The organism is Bradyrhizobium sp. 27S5 (assembly GCF_037217225.1).
Taxonomy (GTDB): domain Bacteria; phylum Pseudomonadota; class Alphaproteobacteria; order Rhizobiales; family Xanthobacteraceae; genus Bradyrhizobium; species Bradyrhizobium septentrionale.
In genome coordinates this window covers 2,945,458-2,966,205 of record NZ_CP147714.1, presented here as the reverse complement: position 1 = coordinate 2,966,205, position 20,748 = coordinate 2,945,458, and the positions used below count along the sequence as shown (strand labels likewise).

At 64.8% G+C, this 20,748-nt stretch carries 16 protein-coding genes; 3 read left to right on the top strand and 13 right to left on the bottom strand.

The genetic code is table 11. The features are described 5' to 3' along the window. Positions 1 to 117: 117 nt before the first annotated feature. From WDM24_RS13785 to WDM24_RS13760, 6 genes are all read right to left on the bottom strand, one after another. Entirely contained in the window at positions 118 to 1,833 is a 1,716-nt protein-coding gene (locus WDM24_RS13785; protein WP_338831617.1) for a calcium-binding protein, read from the bottom strand. 210 nt (positions 1,834 to 2,043) lie between these two features. Next, complete coding sequence (locus WDM24_RS13780) at positions 2,044 to 3,315, bottom strand: calcium-binding protein (RefSeq protein WP_338831616.1); 1,272 nt, start codon at positions 3,313 to 3,315, stop codon at positions 2,044 to 2,046. Positions 3,316 to 3,986: 671 nt separating this feature from the next. Continuing rightward, positions 3,987 to 5,141 (bottom strand): glycosyltransferase, encoded by a 1,155-nt coding sequence (locus WDM24_RS13775; protein WP_338831615.1) that lies wholly within the window; start codon positions 5,139 to 5,141, stop codon positions 3,987 to 3,989. After that, positions 5,138 to 7,129, bottom strand: a complete 1,992-nt coding sequence (locus WDM24_RS13770) for an alginate lyase family protein (protein WP_338831614.1) — start codon at positions 7,127 to 7,129, stop codon at positions 5,138 to 5,140. Before WDM24_RS13770 ends, WDM24_RS13775 begins: the two co-directional genes overlap by 4 nt. Beyond that, a complete protein-coding gene (locus tag WDM24_RS13765) occupies positions 7,126 to 9,312 on the bottom strand; it encodes a bi-domain-containing oxidoreductase (protein WP_338831613.1) in 2,187 nt (728 codons plus the stop codon). Before WDM24_RS13765 ends, WDM24_RS13770 begins: the two co-directional genes overlap by 4 nt. Before the next feature lie 110 nt (positions 9,313 to 9,422). Next, positions 9,423 to 10,673, bottom strand: coding sequence for a glycosyl hydrolase (locus WDM24_RS13760; RefSeq protein ID WP_338831612.1), 1,251 nt, complete (start codon positions 10,671 to 10,673; stop codon positions 9,423 to 9,425). Between the two features lie 117 nt (positions 10,674 to 10,790). Between WDM24_RS13760 and WDM24_RS13755 the strand changes: the two genes are divergently transcribed. From WDM24_RS13755 to WDM24_RS13745, 3 genes are all read left to right on the top strand, one after another. Beyond that, a complete protein-coding gene (locus WDM24_RS13755; RefSeq protein WP_338831611.1) occupies positions 10,791 to 12,092 on the top strand; it encodes a glycosyltransferase family 4 protein in 1,302 nt (433 codons plus the stop codon). Positions 12,093 to 12,171: 79 nt separating this feature from the next. Next, positions 12,172 to 13,482: a nucleotide sugar dehydrogenase gene (locus tag WDM24_RS13750; protein WP_338831609.1), complete on the top strand. Its 1,311-nt coding sequence runs from the start codon at positions 12,172 to 12,174 to the stop codon at positions 13,480 to 13,482. 8 nt (positions 13,483 to 13,490) lie between these two features. Then, a complete protein-coding gene (locus WDM24_RS13745; protein WP_338831608.1) occupies positions 13,491 to 14,207 on the top strand; it encodes a class I SAM-dependent methyltransferase in 717 nt (238 codons plus the stop codon). Between the two features lie 21 nt (positions 14,208 to 14,228). Here the strand turns inward: WDM24_RS13745 and WDM24_RS13740 are convergent, their stop codons facing one another. The 7 genes from WDM24_RS13740 to WDM24_RS13710 are packed head-to-tail and all read right to left on the bottom strand — an operon-like array spanning position 14,229 to position 20,527. Next, a complete protein-coding gene (locus WDM24_RS13740; RefSeq protein WP_338831607.1) occupies positions 14,229 to 14,900 on the bottom strand; it encodes a class I SAM-dependent methyltransferase in 672 nt (223 codons plus the stop codon). A 15-nt stretch (positions 14,901 to 14,915) separates the two neighbouring features. Next, positions 14,916 to 15,542, bottom strand: coding sequence for a class I SAM-dependent methyltransferase (locus WDM24_RS13735; RefSeq protein ID WP_338831606.1), 627 nt, complete (start codon positions 15,540 to 15,542; stop codon positions 14,916 to 14,918). Then, positions 15,539 to 16,858: a polysaccharide transporter gene (locus WDM24_RS13730; protein WP_338831605.1), complete on the bottom strand. Its 1,320-nt coding sequence runs from the start codon at positions 16,856 to 16,858 to the stop codon at positions 15,539 to 15,541. The genes WDM24_RS13735 and WDM24_RS13730 overlap by 4 nt, the downstream gene beginning before the upstream one ends. Next, positions 16,855 to 18,147, bottom strand: a complete 1,293-nt coding sequence (locus tag WDM24_RS13725) for an O-antigen ligase family protein (RefSeq protein WP_338831604.1) — start codon at positions 18,145 to 18,147, stop codon at positions 16,855 to 16,857. The genes WDM24_RS13730 and WDM24_RS13725 overlap by 4 nt, the downstream gene beginning before the upstream one ends. Beyond that, positions 18,144 to 19,259: a glycosyltransferase family 4 protein gene (locus WDM24_RS13720; RefSeq protein ID WP_338831602.1), complete on the bottom strand. Its 1,116-nt coding sequence runs from the start codon at positions 19,257 to 19,259 to the stop codon at positions 18,144 to 18,146. The genes WDM24_RS13725 and WDM24_RS13720 overlap by 4 nt, the downstream gene beginning before the upstream one ends. A 3-nt stretch (positions 19,260 to 19,262) precedes the next feature. Then, positions 19,263 to 20,021, bottom strand: coding sequence for a class I SAM-dependent methyltransferase (locus tag WDM24_RS13715; protein WP_338831601.1), 759 nt, complete (start codon positions 20,019 to 20,021; stop codon positions 19,263 to 19,265). Then, positions 20,018 to 20,527, bottom strand: coding sequence for a hypothetical protein (locus WDM24_RS13710; protein WP_338831600.1), 510 nt, complete (start codon positions 20,525 to 20,527; stop codon positions 20,018 to 20,020). Before WDM24_RS13710 ends, WDM24_RS13715 begins: the two co-directional genes overlap by 4 nt. Positions 20,528 to 20,748: the final 221 nt, after the last annotated feature.

Sequence of the window (20,748 nt, the reverse complement as noted above, 5' to 3'; positions counted from 1 at the left end):
GCAGATCGGCCATTCGAGCGGGTCGATCGACAAAGCTCAGCATGCTCGGATGCAAAAGAAAGGCGCCGCCTCGGCCAGGGTTGAGGCGCCGTCGTCGTTTGGTGCAGGCCCAGGATCTTACAGCTTGGTCCAGTGACCATCGTTGAAGATCAGGTATTCGATGTTGCTGATCTGTGTCACCTGGCCATTGCTGAAGGTGACGTCCAGAGAGCCGTTCGATCCGGAGCTGATGTCGGTCACGTCGGTCGAGGCCTGATCCAGGAAGGTCAGCGAGTCCTTGCTGCCCCCACCGCCGTCGATGCTGTCGCTGCTGGTGGCGTTCTTCAGGTAGAAGTAGTCCTGACCACTGCCGCCGACCATCGAGGCCGTACCGGTGGCGGAGCCGACGAACGAGTCATTGCCGTTGCCGCCGATTAGCGTCTGCGTGCCCGAACCGGCGACCAGCGTGTCGCTGCCGGAGCCGCCATACAGCGTGTCGTTGCCCGCGCCGCCGTAGAGCGAATCGTTGCCATCGCCGGCATAGAGCGAGGTCGCATGCGACGCGTCGCTGCCGGAGTAAAGCACGTCCTTGCCGTCGCCACCGTACTCCGCGACAGTCCTGGCGCCGCCGACCAGGAGGTCGTTGCCGGCACCGCCGTAGAGCGTGTCGGCACCCGCACCGCCATACACCGAGTCGCTGCCGGCACCACCGTCGAGAAGCGAACCGTGCGATGCATCCGAGTGCGAGTAGAGCGCATCGTTACCGCGACCACCATACTCCGCAACAGTCCCGGCAGCGCCGATCAGCAGGTCGTTGCCGGCACCGCCGTCCAGCGTGTCGGAACCGATATTAGCGGGGTTATACCCCGCACCGGCAACCAGCGTGTCGTCGCCCGCACCGCCATCGAGCAACGTCCCGAGCGAATAGCCGGCGCCTGACTTGAGAACGTCGTCACCGTTGCCACCGTACTCCGCAACAGTGCTGACGCCGCCCTGCAGCAAGTCGTCGCCGGCGCCGCCATCCAGCGTGTCGGCGACGCCACTGGCACCGCCCTCCAGCGTGTCGTTGCCGTCACCGCCCGACAGCATCGAGCCCTGGGACGCAAACAGGTCCGCATAGAGTATGTCGTCGCCGGCGCCACCGTAGAGCTGACAGCTCTCCATGCCTGCGACCAGCGTGTCATTGCCCGCGCCGCCGTCGAGAATCTCGTTGCTGAAACCTGCGCTCAACCAGTCGTCACCGGCGCCTCCAAACAGTTGATCGTTGCCCCAGCCACCGAACAGCACATCGTTGCCGGTACCGCCGTAAAGCGTACTGGAAATGCTCGTATCGAACACCGGGCCGCCGGACAGCAGCGTGTCGTCGCCGCTACCGCCAAACAGTTGCGCTGAGCTACCGCCCCAAAGCCAGTCGTTGCCGGCGCCACCGTCCATCGTTTCGTGACCCACGCCACCGCCGTACACCGTGTCGTTGCCGGCACCGACGAGGACCGTCGTCCCGCGGTTGTTGTTGAAGGTGACAACGTCGTTGCCGTCGCCGGTCGCGACCAGCACCGGGGCGGCGCCGTTCACCGTCAGCGTCACTTCGCTCTTGGTGGCTTCGATGATCGCCTTCAGCTTGGCGTCAAGCTTGATCGTATTGTTGGCGTTGGTTTCGATCAGAACATTGGCGTCCGGATCCGGGCTGCTGATCCCAGCGCCCTCCTGCACCGGGATCGTGCTGCCGTCATCCGGCGAGGTGTACCCGATCCCCGCCGTGATCAGATAGTCGAGGATCTGTTGCCGGGTTGCGTGATCGATCGTGGAGCCGATCGCGGCGTTGAGCCCCGTCTGGTTCAGGTTTTGCGTCACCATCGATGGAGCTCCTGCTTCGACGCGCTACATCATCGCTAAGCAAACGCTTAAATTATCTCGATGACTCACAATTGGAGCAGGCTGCAACACTCCGAGATTATCAGACAGCATTTCAGAACACCACCTGCAATCGCAAAAAAGCGCCGCCTCAACCAGGGTTGAGGCGGCGCCTTCGTTTAGTGAAGACCTAGTTTGTGAAGACCTGGGATCTTACAGCTTGGTCGAGTGACCATCGTTGAAGATCAGGTATTCGATGTTGCTGATCTGGGTCACCTGGCCGCTGCTGAAGGTGATGTCCAGAGAGCCGTTCGATCCGGCGCTGATGTCGGTCACGTCGGTCGAGGCGTGATCGAGGAAGGTCAGGGAGTCCTTGTTGCTGGCGCCGCCGTCGATGGTGTCGCTGCTGGTGGCGTTGGACAGGTAGAAGTAGTCCTGACCATTGCCGCCGACCATCGAGGCCGTGCCGGTGGCGGAGCCGACGAACGAGTCGCTACCGTTGCCGCCGATCAGCGTCTGCGTGCCCGAACCGGCGACCAGCGTGTCGCTGCCATTGCCGCCATACAGCGTGTCGTTGCCCGCGCCGCCGTAGAGCGAGTCGTTGCCGTTGCCGCCGTAGAGCGAGGTCGCGTGCGAAGCATCGCTACCGGAGTAGAGGATGTCTTTACCGTTGCCGCCATACTCCGCGACGGTCCCGGTGCCGCCAACGAACAGGTCGTTGCCGTTGCCGCCATACAGCGTATCAGCGCCGGCGCCACCGTAGAGCGAGTCGGCACCGTCACCACCCCTCAGGACCGAGCCGTGCGACGCATCCGAGTTCGAGTAGAGCGCGTCGTTGCCGGCGCCGCCGGAGAGCAGATTGTTGCCCGTGCCGCCGACCAGCACGTCGTTGCCGCGACCGCCGACCAGATCAGACGAGGTACCGCCGTAGAGCGTGTCGTTGCCGGAGCCGCCGAGCAGCGTATCGGAACCAGAGCCGAACAGCAGATCGTTGCCGGTGCCGCCGTCCAGCGTGCTGTGACCGGAGGCATTATCGACGAGCACGTCATTGCCGGCGCCACCGCTGATTGAATCGTGCCCCGACCCGCCGAAGACGGTGTCATTGCCGGCGCCGGTGAGAACCGTCGTATCGCCGGTGTTGTTGATGAAGACCTGATCGTTGCCGTCGCCGGTCGCGACCAGCACCGGGGTGCTGCCGTTGACCGTCAGCGTGACATCCTGGCTGGTGGCCTCGATGATCGCCTTCAGGTTGGCGTCAGTGTTAACAACGTTATTGGCGTTGGTCTCGATGAGAACATTGGCAGCCGGATCCGGGCTGGAGATTCCGGCGCCGACCTGGACCGGGATCTCCGTTCCGTCATCGGGGCTGGTGTAGCCGACCCCTGCATTGATCAAATAGTCAATGATCTGTTGCTGGGTCGCGTGATCGATCGTCGAGTTGATCGCGTGTTTGAGGTCGGTTTGGTCGAGATTGTAAGTCGCCATCGAGGTAGCCCCTGCTGGGATACGAGGATTCAAGCCGCTCGCCCACACGTAAGCTGTTGAATCACAACCCGTTTGTTGCGACGCAGCTCAAATGTGGACACACGTTACGAACTTGTTAAGTCCATTGTTAAGTCCGCGGTATCCGAGAGTCAATCAGCAATGTGCTATTAACGTCTGGTTCCATGAGGCTTTTGCGAGACTTAACGCAATTTCAGGCACGCACTAACATTCAGCGCAGGCAAGCCGCCAATGTTAGCCGCGGCGCAAAAAAGGGTAGCGATTATACGGGGTTTCACGGGGGCTCGGGTTGGCGCGAGCGGACCGAATTTCGCAGATGTTGTGCGCGCTTCGACGCGATTTTCTGTTCTGAAAAAATATTTCTGCACCGCGTGAGAGCTTTTCCAAAAAAGCGTCAAACTTCACAACCGGCGGGCCGTCAGCCAAGTGTTATGACGCTGCCTGGTTGCAATTTGTGAGCTTCAATCGGGCGAAATTCGTGGAATCAGCCGCAGAATCAGGGCCGCTCGACCACCAGGCCAAACCTGGCGCGTCGCCCGACGGACGCCACGATATAACAAATTAACAATAGATTTGCCGCAATGTGTTAACGACGCCGGCGTGGAAACGGAGCGACGATGCCCGATCACGCGCGGAGCACCGACCAGCGGCGGTCATCCGCCGACGGTACGCGCGTAGATCGCCTCGAGCAGCCGGCGGTTCTCGTCCGGCGCATAGAGTTCGAGATAGGCGGCCCGTGCGGCCCGTCCCCATGCAGCCGCCAGATCGGGGGCGCTGACAACGTCAGCGATCCGCTGCCGGAGCGCGGCCGCGTCGCCCGGCGGGACCAGCGCGCCCGTTCCGCCGTCGCTCACCACCTCGGCAAGCCCGCCGATCTCGGACGCAATTACCGGCGTCCCGCGCGCGAAGGCCTCGAGCACGACCATGGGAAATCCCTCGTACCAGAGAGACGGCACGACCAGCGCCCGCGCTTTGGCCATTTCCGCAAACACCTCCTCGCGCGAGATGGCGCCGAGGAACGTGACGTTGCCGCTCGCCCGGGCCTTCAGCGCAGTCGCCTCCGGCCCCTCCCCCGCAATCCGCAACGGCACAGCCGTGCCCGCAACGGCTTCGAGCAGCACGCCGATGCCCTTCTCGCGGCTCAGCCGCCCGACATAGAGCAGCCCGTCGCGCGGCGTCGCCGGATCAGGTGCCCCCGGATCGGCCATGAAGTTCGGCTTCACGTCGATCCGGCCAGCGTCGAAGCCGGCCTGCGTGAACAGATTTCGGGCAAACTGCGTCAGCGCGATCAGGCGCAGGCCGGGACGCGTCCAGGTGCCGCGGCGCTGATGCTGCGCGATCATGTAGGCGGAGGCCAGCGAACCCGGCAGCGATCCGCGGTAGCAGCGATGCACAACGCCCCACAGATGACCGCCGTCCAGGCACTTGTGGCAAATGCGGCCGTCGCGCAGCAGCATGCCGCCGGTGCAGATCGTGCGATAATTGTGCAGTGTGACCACGGCCGGCACGCGCTTTTGCCGGCACAGATCGAACACCGCCGGCGAGAGCAGCGGGAAGAAATTGTGGACGTGGACGATGTCGGGGCGGAAGCGATCGATCGCCTCCGCCACGACCCGCTTTCCCTGCGCATTATCGGCGATCGACAGCGTCGTCGCGATGCGCGCGGCCAGCGAATTGATCGCCTCGTTGCTCACGGTGAGCGTTTCGACGCTGTGTCCTGCATTGCGCAGCAGGTCGACTTCCGCTTCGAAGACGACGTCCTCGCCGCCGCGTCCCTGATACCTGTTGTGCGCGACGAGAATCTTCATGACCGGCGTGCCGGGTCTGAGAACCAGCGCAACTCCGTCACCAGATTTTGCCCGGCGGCGAGCGTACCGGCGCCGATCAAGGTCGTCGCCGGCACCTTGAGATCGAACGACGGCGAATACCAGCCGGCAGGCAGGGTCTCGTCGCCGCGATACGACATCCAGCTGAGTTCTGCCGGCAGATCCAGCTCGCCGCGCCCGCCAGGCCACGACAGCAGCGCCGTGCGCCCGTCGAGCGTGCATTCCACCTCGGGACCGAGATGCCAGCTGAGGCTCGCCGGAGCGGTAAGCCCTTCATTGCCAAGCACAATATCGGTGACCACGAGCCGCGCTGCCTGACGCTGCAACTGCACCGAACGGCGATGCACGAGGCCTGCGCCGCCCTGATATCCCGCGTGCTCAGCGACCCAGTCTGCGTCCGCATCACGCTCGTCGAGGCCGCTGGATGCGACGAGCCGGCTCTGCGCATGCCGGGTCCAGAGGAAAGGCCCGCCCGACACCGACTGATCGCGCGCGAACAGGCAGAGCGTGTTGTGGGCCAGCGTGGAGCGGAAGTAGGCGCGCCATCGCGGATCGCCATGATAGCAATAGGTGCCGGGGTCGGCAAAGATCTCGACGCCGGCAATCCGGCATTCGATCGACAGCGCATCCGCATGGGCATGCGCCGCAATGCGGCCGAAGCCGTGCGGGCCATGGTCGCAGCGGCACCACACTGCTCGCTCAGTATCGACGAGAAAAGTCTGCCCCGCCCTGTCAAGCAAATGCGGGCGGCGGGCGGGCCGCGCGGCGATCGCACGCGGCTTGATGCCGTCGGTCAGAACAAACGTGCGCAGATCAGGCTCCGGCAAGCTGGGCCACCAGGGCAGACCGCCGAACAGGCGCGCGCCCGTGCTGAGCAGGCCAAGCCAGCGATTGCCGCCGTGATCGTCGAGCAAGAGGCCAATGCCGTCATCGCCATCGCCCTGACGCGGCGGACGAGCGCGATCGTCGAGCATCGCGGCAATGACATCGCTCATGCGGCACATTGTGGTCCAGACCGCGTCGTCGAGCGGGTGCCCGGACGCTTCGCCCTGTACCGCCGCCGCCAGCAGGAGTTCGAGGACAAAGCCGTGATAATCGGTCGCGAGCTCGCCGTTGCTGCCGCAGGCGAGGGTTTGCGCGATGGCTTCGTGTGCCAGCGTGGCGGCTGCATCCTGGCGCCATCGCGCGCTGTCGCGGAAGAAAGGAAACGCACAGGCCGCGACGAACTGCCCGGTGGCCTCAGCGATGACGTGGTTGTTGGCGGACGAGCCGCGGCTCGGAAACCGCGACAGCCAGTATTGATGGGCATGGAGCTGTGTCACGAACAGCTCATTATCCTCGAACAATGCGGGCGCGCCGGGCCAGTTCTGCAGCAGCTGGCGCACCCAGGTCCATGAGATCAGTCGCACGCCAAGCTCGATGCCGCTGATCCAGTGCGGGCCGCACGGGAATGGATTTTCGCGCCACCAGCTCGTGAAATGCTCGGCCACGCGCCGGGCGTAAATTTCGTCCGAGGTCAGGTAATAGGCCGATGCGAGCACCGTGAGATGGTGGTGACGCGACGGCTCCCAGATGTATTTGATGTTTCCGACCGCCGCTTCGTCGCGATAGGGAACCGCAAACGCGTATGTGTCGCCCGGCGCCCGCTTGCCACTGCGGACATCGACGAACCAGTCGGGCTGTTCGCCCAGCGCCTCATGATCTCTGGCGAAAACCCGCCAGCGTCCGGAGAGAATCTGATCGGCGCTATGGATCAGCCGCTCGGCAGCGTGCTGCGGGGCATTGGCGGCCAAGGGCAGCGGCTTCAGGCGCGGCTGCCGCGCGCCCGCCATCAGCCTGGCGCCCGCGCGCCGCGCGATGTCGGGCGGAGCGATCCGCCAGAGCAGGCGCAGCGCCTGGTCGTTCACCCGTCCGGCAAGCTCGGACGGCTCCATGCGCTGCAGTCTGCGCAGATACCAGGCCGGATTCATCTCGCGCCGGTCGCGGCGCGCACAGCGCCCTGCCCCGCGGCGCCAATCGTCAGATCGACCGGCGTCCCGGAGGCGGCGCTTTCCTGCACGGCAAGCGTTGCGCGGGTGGTTGCAAGCAGCGAGTCGAGCGCAATCGGCATCGCGGCCCCCGATGCGACCGCCGCAATGAAGGCATCCAGCATCGGCCGCTGGCCCTTGTCGAGCCGGGCTTTCTGCGCTGTCCGCTGTCCGGCGTGCCAGATCTCGAAGCGCGAGAAATTGTCAAAGGCGGCAAAGCCTGTGCTTGCCGATACTTCAAGCGCCTCCTTCGGCACGCGCGGATCGCCGCCGGTAAGATAGCTGAGGCTCGCGACCGAGCCGTCGGCAAAGTCGAAGGTCGCGACCAGATTGTCGACGTCCTTGCCCGCGGTACTGGCGGAGACACGCACGGGCTCCGCGCCCAGCCACCAGGACAACACGTCGATGAAATGCCCGCCCTCGCCGACGAAGCGGCTGCCTTCGGTCTCCGCCTGCAGATACCAGGATGATTTGTCCAGCGGGCCGGCGATGACCCGATATTGCAGGGTCTGCGGCCCGGACGGCACGAACGCCGTGCGCATGCCTCGCAGCAGCGGCGAGAAGCGGCGGTTGAAACCGACCATCAGCCTGTTGTTGCCGGTCTCGCGGATAGTCTGTTCCAGCTGATCGAGCGCATCAGTGTCGATCGCCAGGGGCTTTTCGACGAACACCGCCTTGCCGGCGCGCAGCGCGCGCGCCGCAAGGTCGGCGTGAGAAGCATGGCGTGTCGCGATCAGCACGGCATCGATATCGTCGGCCTCGAGCACCGAGGCAGCTTCCGTCGAGGCGCGCGCGAAGCCGAACTTGCGCACGGCGGTCGCGCCGCTCAGGCCGGTATTGGTGGCGACCTCGACGAGATCGACGCGCTGGTTATTCGCAAGCTGCGGCAACAGCATGCTGGAGGCATAATTGCCGGCGCCGATGACGCCGAGCCGCACCCGGCCGCTGCGCAGGGCGGCGACCGGGCGATACGTCATCTGCAGCGCGCGGGGAGCGGCATCCGGATAGGCGAACACCATGCCGAGGCCGACTTCGCCGCGGCTCATGCGCTCGAAGGCCGACGTCGCCTGTTCCAGCGGCACCACTTCGGAGATCAGCGACGAAAAATCGAGCCGTCCGTCGGCAAGCAGCGCGACGATGGCCTCCATGTTGCGCTTCTCGGTCCAGCGCACATGACCGATAGGGTAATCGATACCGCCCTCCTCGTAGAGCGGATCGTAGCGGCCGGGGCCGTAGGAGCGCGAGAAGCGAACGTCGAGCTCCTTGTCATAGAATTCGTTCCAAGGCAGGTTCAGCGTGCATTTGCCGATGTCGACGATGCGGCCGCGGTCGCGCAGCAATGCTGCCGAACGCGATGCGAGATCGGGATCGTCGCTACCCGCCGTGATGAACACGCAATCGACGCCGTTGCCCGCGGTCAACTGGTCGATGCGGGCGTGAAATTCAGCCGTTGCATCGTCCGACGCGACCGCACAGACCGCGGCGCCCGCAGCCTCGGCCTGGCGGCAGCGTGCTTCAAGCCGATCGAGCCCTACCACCACGACGCCGGCGCTGCGCAGCAGGCGCACCATGATCTGCCCGATCAGGCCGAGGCCGATCACGCAGGCGGTCTCACCGAAACGGATCTCCGACTGACGCATCGCCTGCAACGCGATCGAGGCGATCGTGGTGAAGGCGGCCTGGTCGAGTGCCGCACTGTCCGGCACCGGCACGCAGAGATTCACCGGCACCCAATTATATTCGGCGTGGGTCGCATATTGATTGCCGCCGCAGCAGACGCGCTGCCCGACCGAGAAGCCGCCGACGCCCTCACCCACTTCCACGACGGTGCCCGACAGCGAGTAACCGAGCGGCGTGTAGGAATCGAGGCGGTTCATCACCTTCTGATAGGTCGCAAGCAATCCCTGCTGACGGACCGAGCGCACCACCTTGGCGACCTGGTCGGGTCGCGCGCGCGCCTTGCCAAGCAGCGACAGGCGCCCTTCGGTGAACTTCATCATCTCGGTGCCGGTCGACACCGCCGAGAACGCCGTGCGCACCAAAACCCCGCCGGGGCGGCAGCGTGGCGACGGCACATCGATCAGCTTGAGCTCGCCGCTCTTATAGTTCTGCGCGATCTGCTTCACAGTCGGTCAATCGCCTCACGTTAACAGCGCTCCTTGTATCGCGCCTGCCGCCCGCAATGAAGCCAGGAACATCATCATAGTTATCCTGTTGTTCGTGAATTAACATCGTATCATTCGAGCAACAGGATCGGTTTTGGCGAGATCTCGACCTCGCCGTTGGCGACAGGTCCCTCGCCGCCATCCAGGCCCTGATAGCGGCTAAAGCGCGGGTCGACCCGGTAAACGGACCGCCCCTTGGTGGTCCACAGGATCAAGCCGTCGCGGCCATCCTGCATATGAAGCGCAACGCGCCAGGTCGACGGCGAGGTCCGGATGGCGGTCACGATGCGTGCGCCGACCAGCCATGACTGGACCGTGCGGTAGGCCACGCCACCCGGAAGCAGCCCGCGCGCCGGGTCCCATAATTTTCCAAAATCGCTGCCCCCGCCGGCAAACTCATACCAATAGAAGCGGTCGACACCATTGATCCATTTCAGGATATAGGCCCGCGCCAGACAGCCATCCGGATTGTCCTCGTAGGACGACCAGCCGGCCTCGGTGTCCCAGATCGGCTTTGCGGAAAGATCGTGCGCAGCCAGGATCTGCCTGAAGCGCGCAATGATGCCGATCACGGCTTCCGGTTCGCTCGTGTAGCCGTGGAAGGCGAAGATATCGGCATATTGTCCGCCGCCCTGCGCCATGAAGGCCTGTTGCCAGCGATAGCCGTCCGGCGTGCCGTTGGACGGCGGCGTCAGCACCATCAGGCCGGGATCGCTGGCCTTGATGATCTGATAGGCCCGCTTCTGCATCTGGACCATGGTGGCGATATCACCCGAGTAATATTTGGGATCCTCGGGCTCGTTCCAGATTTCCCAATATTTGATGCGCCCCGCAGCGCGCGTGACGGCTGCGCGCACCCAGTCATCCCATGACGCGAGATCGCCGGGCGGCGAGCTTGCGCCCGGCGTGAACGCCGGCGGCGCATCCTTCACCGAAGCGGCCCAGCGCGGCGTGTAGGCGAGATTGAGAACGATATCGACATGCTCGCGCTCGGCCGCCGCGAGGATGGCGTCGAAGCGCGCCCAATTGTAGATGCCGGGCGCCGGATTGACCTGCGCCCAATAGATCGCGCCCCACAGCCGAACGCCGTCGAATTTGAGCTCGGGCCAAGGTGGCGACTGCGGCTGCGACTGCCCGATCGCGTTGATCGTCATGCCGAACAGCGTCGGCGGGATCACTACATTCTCGCGGCTCGCATTCAGCGCATCGTTTGCCGATGCACCGCCCCACTGCAGCGGCCATTTGTGGGCCAGCGGCACCACCGCGCTCAAAATCAGGGCAATCAATGCCCTGTGGCCCCAATCCCTCGCTTTGCCTGCCATGTCCGCGTCTCGTCGCCGTCACATCGGTGCCGGGATTGCATAATGCAAGCCGCGCATGTTAATGCCGATGTTAGTCAGATTGTGATGTTGTTAGGTCAATGGTATAGATCATCGCAGATGTCGAGAGCTGAACCATCACCGCGGCGGATCCTGATCATCGTCGAGAACCTTCCGGTTCCTTTCGATCGCAGGGTGTGGTGCGAAGGAACGTCGCTGCGCAAGGCAGGCTATGCGGTCTCGGTGATCTGCCCGAAGGGCCGCGGCCATGACGAATCCTACGAATGCCTCGAGGGCATTCACATCTACCGCCATCCGATGCCGGTGGAAGCGCGTGGCATAGCTGCCTACCTCATCGAATATCCCGTCGCGCTGTTCTGGGAGATGTGGCTTTCGATCAAGGTGGCGTGGAAGCACGGCTTCGACGTGATCCAGGGCTGCAATCCACCCGATCTGATCTTCCTGATCGGCCTCTTGTTCAAGCTCGGCGGCAAGCGCTTCGTGTTCGATCATCACGACGTCAATCCCGAGCTCTACGAGGCGAAGTTCGGCCGCCGCGACATGTTCTGGCATCTGCTGCGGCTGGTCGAATATCTCACCTTCAAGACCGCAAACATCTCGATCGCGACCAACGAATCCTATCGTGAGATCGCGATCACGCGCGGCCGCATGCCGGCCAACCGTGTCTTCGTGGTGCGCTCCGGCCCCAATCTCGACCGGGTGCGCTCCCGCCCTGCCGATCCGGCCTGGCGCCGTGGCCGGCGCTACAGCGTCGGCTATGTCGGCGTGATCGGCCAGTCGGAAGGCATCGATCTGTTGCTGCAGTCGATCCGCCACATCGTGCACGATCTCGGACGCACCGACATCCAGTTCAACATCGCCGGCACCGGGCCGGAATGGAACGCAGTCGTCAAGCTTTGCGAGGAGATGCGGCTCTCCGACTACGTCAACTTCACCGGCGCTGTCGCCGATGAGCCGCTGTTCACGATGCTCTCGACCGCGGACGTCTGCGTCAATCCGGACCGCGTCACGCCGATGAACGACATCTCCACCATGAACAAGATCATGGAGTACATGGCGCTGGGACGGCCGATCGTTCAGTTCGACGTCCGCGAAGGCCGCCGCTCGGCGCTCGACGCCTCGCTCTATGCGGCGAAGAACGATCCGAAGGATTTTGCCAGCAAAATCATTACCTTGATCGACGATCCGTCGCAGCGTGAGACGATGGGGGCATTCGGCCGCAGCCGCGTCGAGCGCGCGCTGTCCTGGACGCATGAGGAGCCGAAGCTGCTTGCGGCCTATGAGGCGCTGTTCGCCGCGAAAGCCCCCTCGCAAAGCCTTGCGCCGCGCGCAAATGCGACCGCCGAGCGGTCAACCTCGCATTCCAGCGCGAACGCTGTCGCCGGGCGGGCATCGTCTTGAACGGCCTGCCGCTCCACTCGCGTCAACCGCGACGCCGCCGCGGTCACGCGCGGGTCCCAGGGTTATTGAAGGTCGAAGCATGAATGTGAGCATTTTCGGCCTCGGTTACGTCGGAACGGTCTGCGCCGCCTGCTTCACCGAACTCGGCCACCAGATCATCGGCGTCGACAAGAGCGTCGCCAAGGTCGACCTGATCCGCGAAGGCAGATCGCCGGTGATCGAACCGGGCATCTCGGACAAGGTGGCGCGCGCGGTTGCCACGGGTCAGCTGACCGCGACCACCGACGCCACCGAGGCGATCGTCAATAGCGACATATCGATGGTCTGCGTCGGCACGCCCTCGTCCGGCAACGGCAACCTCGACCTGACCGCGATCCGACAGGTCGCGATCGAGATCGGCCGCGGACTGCGCGCGAAGAATGCGCCGCATACCGTGACGATCCGCTCCACCGTGCTGCCCGGCACCACCCGCGGCACCGTCGGACCGCTGATCGAGGAAGCATCCGGCAACCGGATCGGCCGCGATTTCGACCTCGCCTTCAATCCGGAATTCCTGCGCGAAGGCAGCGCCATTGCGGATTTCAACGCACCCTCCAAGACTGTGGTCGGCGCCTTCAACCAGGAGACCGCCGACCGCGTCATGGCGCTCTACAAGGATCTGCCGGGCGCCAAGATCACGCCGCCGGTCGAGACCGCCGAACTGGTCAAATATGTCGACAACAGCTGGCATGCGCTGAAGGTGAGCTTCGCCAACGAGATCGGGACGATAGCAAAGACGCTCGGCATCGACGGCCGCGATGTCATGAACATCTTCCTGCAGGACACAAGGCTCAACATCTCGCCGGCTTATCTGCGGCCGGGCTTTGCCTTCGGCGGCTCCTGCCTGCCCAAGGACGTCAAGGCACTGAAACATCTGGCGCACAGCCGCGGGCTGTCGACGCCGGTGCTCGAAAGCATCCTGCCCAGCAACGATATGATCATGTCGCGCGGCGCCGACTGGATCCTGTCGCATGACGGTCGCCGTATTGCCTTCCTCGGCATCAGCTTCAAGGCCGGCACCGACGATGTCCGCGACAGCCCGTTCGTGGAGCTCGTGAAGAGCTTGCGCGGCGAGCAGCGCGACATCCGGATCTATGACCCCAACGTGCGGCTGTCGCAGCTGATCGGCGCCAACCGGGACTTCCTGATGCGCAACCCGGAGCTGGTCGGCCTGCTGCATGATGATGTCACCGCGACCATCGGATGGGCCGATATCATCGTGCTGACGACGCCTGATCCGCGCTTCGTCGCGGCGCTGAAGGCAACCCGCTCCGACCAGGTCGTGCTCGAACTGTCTGATATCGCACTGCCCGACGAGGTGCGGGCCAGAGTGAGCGGCTTCCACTGGTAGGGAACAGCATGGCCACCATGGCCCAGATCGACCGCCCTGAAATCCGCTTTCACGACGAGATTTCGTCCGGGTGGGAGGCGCTGCATCAGAGCCGCACCTTCAAGGCGCGCACCGCTGCGATGTTCGATCTGCTTGGGAAGATGGACCTCGCCGGCCAGCACTGGCTGGACGCCGGCTGCGGCACCGGGACGCTGTCCCGCGTGCTCGCCGCGCGCGGCTGCGACGTCACCGGGGTCGACGCGTCGTCGGAGATGATCGCGGCGGCACGCGGCGGCTCGGCCGATGATACGCCGGCCGGACGGCTCGCGTTCCAGCAGATCCCGACGATCGCAAGCCTGCCGTTTGCCGATCGATCCTTCGACGGCGTGCTCTGCGCGAGCGTGCTGGAATATGTCCCCGACGTGGCGCAGTGCCTCGCCCAGATCCATCGCGTGCTCAGGCCCGGCGGGCTGTTGCTGGTCTCGATCCCCAACCGCGGATCGCTGCTGCGCCAGAGCTACAAGCTCGCGCACGCGGCCTCCTCGCGGCTGTCGGCGCGGCCGCTGTTCCGCTACCTCGCCTTTTCCAAATTCGACGCCTCGCCGGCCGCCATGCAGGACCTGCTGCGGCAACATGGCCTCACAATGCTGCGAACGAGCTTTGCCGGCTCCCCGCTGCCGCCGGCACTCGATCGCCGGCCCGCACTGGGCACGCTGATCAATATCCTGGCGCGGCGCGACGATTGATGCGGCCGGCGGACACCCGCCTCATGTCTTGACCGCCATCAGCGACTTGGTCATGCCGAGATATCGTTCGCGATAGATTGTCGCGTCCGGAAACGTCTCCGTCATCTCGCGCCAGTCGAACAGGTGCCAGTCGGGCGCGGTCCGCTTGAACCAGAAGCGGTTGAACACCCCGATCAGCGCGATCTGCAGCCGCCTCGGCAACAGCACGATGATGCCGGGCAGCCAGGTATGGCTCTCGATCGGAAAGTAACGGTACGGCGTCTGCACGTAAAACGACTTTGCCACCCGCGAGATCTCGCCGGCAAAGCGGTTCTGGTGCTGACGCGCGATGCTCAGGAAAGCCGCCCCATCCTCGATCGTCACGACCTCCTGCTTCGGCCCGGTGACGTGCTCGATCACCGACGAGCAGAAGCAGAAGTCGAACGCCTGATCGTCGAACGGCAGGCGCTCGGTTTCCTGCAGCAGCACGGTCTTGAAGCCAAAGCGCTCGCGCGCCGCCTTGAGGTCGTCGGCCGAGATGTCGCACACCGTGATGTCGCGATGGCGGGGCAGGATCGCGCGAATATGCCGGCCGGTCCCGCCGCCGAGATCGAGAATCTTGGCGTCGAGCGGCAGATTCACGGTGCGAACGAGGAACTCGCCGCGCCGCTTGCGCGCTGCACTGGAAAATCGGGCTTGAATTGCGCCCAGCAATGTCAGTCTCCTGCCTTACTTGATCGCCTCGAAGAAGATCGACTCGTCCGGCCGGTTGTCGAGCCGGTCGATATCGGGACAGACGCCCTCCCGGTAGGCCCGGGTGTGGGTCTCTGAACACCCCGCGGCGCGGAACAGCGTTGCCAGCGACGCGCGGGTATAACCCCAGTGATGCGCGAACGCGACCTCGGAGCGCCGCTCGACCTCGAACACGCCCTTGAGGAAGGCCTGCGGCGCGGCCGGATCGTAGAGCGCGACGATCCTTTCCATGTCGGGGACGACAATGCGGCACACTCCACCCGGCGCCAGCACCCGCGCGATCTCGCGCGCCAGTCGCTCGACCTCATCGGGAAACAGATGCTCGAAGACGTGTGCGCTGAACACCGCCGAGAGACTGCCGTCCGCGAATGGCAGCGGTTTTGTCAGATCCATGTAGCGCAGCCCGGCAAACTTGCCCTGGCGGTGCTCGGCATAGCGGGCATCGCTGAGCAGGCCGGCAAGATGCAGCGCCCTCGCCGCAAACGGCACGCGCGCGATCCACAGATGCGTGGTGATGTCGGTGTTGATCCAGCCCTCGATGCCGCAATTGAAGGCACCGATATGCAACTTGGATAGCGCGCGGCCGGCTGTGTCGTCGGTCATGTCCGCTCCCGCACCGAATTGGTCAGCACCACTGTGACCACCGACGCTGCGCTGGAGGCGACCATCGCCGCAACCGCGCCCATCATTTGCCAGGCATGGGCCGCGAACGGCAGGACGCAGCACAGCGCGGCGAGGCCCGCGATCCGGCTCAGCATGAACCGCTGCGGCTTGCCGGTCGCAAACAGCGGCAGCGCGAGGCCGAGCCACACCGCATCGAGCGCCATCGCAGCCGCCATCAGGCCGAGGCTGCCGGCGCCGATGTCGTAACTCTGTCCATGGATGACAAGCGCGAGAATGCGCTGGCCAAGCAACACGATCACCGCACCATAAGCGACTGCGATCGACCCGAGCAGCAGCGCATTTTCGCGCGCGGCAGCGGCGACCGCGCTGCGCCTCCCCGCGCGCAGCTCGGCCGCGATCTCCGGCAGGCGGACCGAGAACATCGTCGCGCAGAACTGGCTGAGCGGCGCGAACACCAGGAGCAGGATGCGCAGCGACGCGCTCGCCTCCAACCCGATCAGCAGGCCGCACACCGGGATCAGCCCGATGCTGCCGATCCAGTAGGTGAGTGAGGTCGCGACGAACCAGCGGCCGTTGCGGAACAGCCGCCGCAGCGAGCCGCGGAAGATTCTGGCTTGCGGCCGGGCGAGCTCGCTGGTGTGGGCAAGCAAAAGGCTGGCTGCGAACGCCGCCGAGATCGCAATGCACGTCATCGCCGCCGCGGCGCCGGTCAGCCCGAAGGCGATCATCAGCCCGGCCGAGACGACCAGCGCCACGCAGTAGGTCAGCGATGACGCCACCGCGCGCGGCAGCCGGCCGTCGAGATAGCAAATGCGGCGGAACATGCTTTGCAAACGCACCGCCGGGATTGCGAGCCCGGTTGCGATCACGAGCCCGCCGGCACCCCCGCCGAACGCAACGATCACAAGGCCCGCCATTACGAGCAGCAGGCCGAGCGCACCCGAGACCAGCAACGAGGACAGATAGAGGCCGAGCCGCAGCTGCGGCCACAAAGATTTGGGAATCCGATGCGCGGCCGCCGGCAGCCCGTCGTCGAACAGGCCGCGCAAAAACACCGCCTCGATCAGGATCGAGAACGACCAGGCGACGCTGAAGCTGCCGAACGAGCTGACATCGAGCACATTGGCGAGCACGATCGTCAGCACGAAGGCCGAACCGCTGAGCAGCGCCTGATCGACCAGGCCGAGCGCGACATTGCCTCCGGCGCGCCGCAGCCGGCGGAGCGATCCGCGCACGGCACCCGCGAGCCGCCTTGGGGCCGCCACGCGGTCCAGCCTGTCGGTCAATGCACTCACGCCTCACTCGCACGCAGTCTGGTGAACGCCCGCCGCGGCGCCACTTGCAGCCTGGCCTCCGGGCCGAAATAGCACCAGAACACCAGCACGCAGCCGAAATAATTGTGCAGCAGCTGGCTGGAGTCGTTAGCGGATGCGATCACGACGAACAGCAGCATCGCGAACGGCGCCAGCCAATACATCCCACGCCGCTCGAATGTGAAGACAATGCTGTTCCACAACGCCCGTGCCAGCAGCAGCACGTAGAGCGCGCCGCCGAGCAGACCGAACTGGAGGAAGGCGTCGAGATAGGAATTCTCGAACGAGCCGAACTCCGTGTTCCATGGCGCCATGCTCGTCAGCTCGTTGGCGGGCGAGTTCGGCAGCTCGTTGAAGAATCCGGAAAACCCGTAGCCGAGCCAGGGATGCTGCCAGAAGAAGTGCGGCCATACCGACCAGAGGAACGAGCGTCCGGTCAGGTTTCCGCTGCGGCCGACCAGCCCATACAAATAGTCGCTGGGCACGACGAGCACGACCAGCGCGAACGACGCGAGCCCAAGCCAGTAGATCGACGCCGCCCCGCGGCGCCCGAGCACCACCAGCAACAACCCGAAGGTCACGGCGACCGTCGTCAACATGCTGATCAGCGGTCCTGCCGAGCCTGCCGCGGCGAGCGCAACAAAATGGCATCCCATCAGCAACAGCGACCAGCCGAATTGGCGCCGCGGCCCTGCCAGCATGCGCACGAAGCAGATCAGCACCATGAGCCCGAAGAATGCGCCTGCGAGATTCTTGTGGCCGAACACGCCGGCATAGGCCTGGGTTCCGAGCACCGTCGGCCGATTCAGCGCATCGTAGTTCCATTCCGAGCCGATCACCGGAAACAGCAGGACGTGGACGATCAGCACCACGATCCCGATCCGGAACAGCGTGTCGACGAGGCGATCGACCGGGCAGCTGATCACGACCCACGCCGAGAACATCGTGGTCAGCACATACATCGCGAACTTGATCGACGAGCCGGCGGGGTCGGCGCTCAAAGCGAGCGAGACGGCGGCGAAGGCCACGAATGCCAGATAAAGATGCGAATGCAGCAGCAGCAGGCCGAAGCGCTTCCGATCGACCGCGATATGCAGCATCAGGAGGATGTAGAGCAACAGCCACGCGCCGCGGAACAGGGTGGATTCGCCGGCCCGTTCCGCAAACGAGATCCCCTCGACGAAATTGAACAGGAAATAGATGCAGCCGAGCACCATCACCAGATAGGCGTGCAGGAAGACGTCAGTTCGGGACCACCATCTGCCGATCATTGCGCGGCTTCCTGTCGGGCTGGCGCGTCCACAAGATGATCGACGGCGGCGATGAAACGCGAGGCCGCGTCCTGAAGCGCATCGCTTCGCACGCTTTGCCGGGCGTTCTGCGACATCGTCCGCCAGCGCGCGGGATGCTCCAGCAAGGCGCGCGCCGCATCGACCCATGCCTGTTCGTCGAGCGCGCAAACAAGGCCATTGTCGTGGTCGCGCACCAGCTCGCCGCCGGCCCCGACATGGGGCGATACCAGGCAGGGAACCCCGCACTGCAAGGCCTCGTTGCACACCAGCCCCCAAGGTTCCAGCAGCGAGGGCAGCAGCAGCAGGCGTGATTGCAGATAGACCTCCGAGATCGACGGCCACGGCACATAGGCGTCGTGACGGACCTCGATCGCGGCGGCGGCAAGCCGCGCCAGCATGCGCTGTTCGGCGACGCCGGACCCGACCACGCGGACCTTCAGCCCCGGCAGGATGCGGCCGAGCGCGATCGCGACGTTCTCGAAGAAGATCGCGTTCTTGGCGTCATCGTTGATGCGGGCGCACCACAGCAGATGAAACGGACGTTCCTGAAAATCAGGCACAGTTTTCGGCGGATCCCATGCCGGCACCAGCGGCACCACGAACAGATCCGCGTCGCGGACGCCCTCGCCGCGGAAATAATCCCTGCCCTTGTCGCTGCAGCATACCACCGCGTCGCACTGGCGCAGCAGCCAGGGCCGCGCCAGACGATGATAGGCGGTATCGGGCATCGTCTCACGCCAGCCGTCGATCGTCAGTGCAAGCGGCTTGCCGTTGGCGCGCGCCCACGCCGCGCCGGCCAGCATCGAGGGATAAAGGCCGTTGACGAACAGCAGGTCGGGCGCGAGCCTCTTCAAGGCGCGCGCGATCCCGACATTGACATGGGTGTGCCGCGACCGCGACAGCGGGATCGATATGCCGGGCACCGTCCGCGTTGTGTAACGCGGCGTGAAGGAGCCGGCCCAGGAGCGGTCGGCCTCCTGCGCGGTGCAGGACAGCACGGCGATATCCAATCCACGACTGACCAGCTCGTTGTAGAGACGGTTGGTGTAGGGTGTGATCATGTTGTTGAAGACGACCACGCGCGGGGCCATGGCTCAGCGGTCCTGCGGCAGCGGCGGCGCCTCGTCGCGCCGGCAGAGCGCCCCGCAATGATAGGTCGCAAGCCTCGTCGCGAATGCCGGGCTGACCGACAACAGCGTCTTCCGCACGATGCTCTTCGCAAGCCCCTTCACCCGCGACGCATGAAACGCGTGCACCGGCAGGCTGTGGTCATAGGTGCCAAAGCCCATGACCTTGAGTCCCGCGGTCTCCAGCAACAGGCGAAACGTGTCGGGTGTGTAGAAATTGATATGGCCGATATCGAGCGTCGATTGCAGCGCCCGGCGGCTGGTGCGCGCGTGCAGCTCGCAGGGGACCTCGACATAGATGAACCCCTGCGCGACGCGGGCAAGCTCGTGCAGGAATGCGCGCGGCTCAGGCACATGCTCCAGGACATGGCTGGCGTAGACCAGATCGAACGATCCGTCCGCAAACGGGATCGTCACACCGTCATAGCTCAACCAGTGGAACGGGACCGCCGCCGCGCCGTCGGTTTCCAGATTGGTCGCGGGATCGATGACGTCGATCCCGGTGAAATCGCGGCCGATGCCGATCGCCGACAGCCGGGCCAGCACGGCGCCGGTGCCACAGCCGACCTCGAGCACGTTGCCGATCGCGGCGGCGGAGCTGCCCAGCAAGCCCGCGATATGATCGGCCTTGTCGACCGCACAGACCCGCCGCCAGTCGCGCTCGCGTGCCGAATAGACACCCTCATAATGCGCGTTGTGCTGTCCGACGCTGAATTCCATCGTCATGGTCTAGCCACAGCTCCTGATGGCATTCGGGCAGGCTCGTCACGGCGGGAATCCGGTTCGCGCTCCAGGCTGCGCCGTTCCGCCGGCGAGCGGCGATCGAGATCGTATCCGATGTCAGCCATGGTGCGGGTCAGGACGTCGACGTTCCGTTTGGGGACAGCTGCAAGGCCGGCCAGCAACTTCTCCCGGTGCGCCCATCCAGGTCCCTTCAATAGGTCGATGGCCTCGGTATACAGCTCCGTCTTCACGAGCCGCGCGAACTCGGCAACCACCGCACCCGAGAGGTCGGGCGGCAGGGCATCGAACATCGCGAGCGCCATGGCGCTGCGCTTGACCACGATCCAGCCCTCATTGGGGCCGAGCCGGTATGACATGCGCAGCAGGTCGAAATTGGCGTCGGTCAGGCCCTGCCTGATATTACGCAGCCAGAACAGCACGAGCCAGAGGTAAGGGTCAGCTGGCGCGCAGCCGAGCGACTTGTGAATGGCCGCGTCGAGCTCGCCCATCCGGGCGTCCACCCGATCGCCGGATGCGAGCGCATTCTCGGCAAGCCGCAGCGGATCACCGCCGTGCTGCGATCGATCGCCGGCATGCAGTCCGCTCGCGCTACGGCACGCGCGAGGGCCGGACCCAGCGCATCGAGCTCGGCATCGCTAATCGGCACGTTGCGCAGGATCACGTCCCTGGCGCCATCAAGCCGGGTCTGGTCGACAAAGTCAGGCAAGGT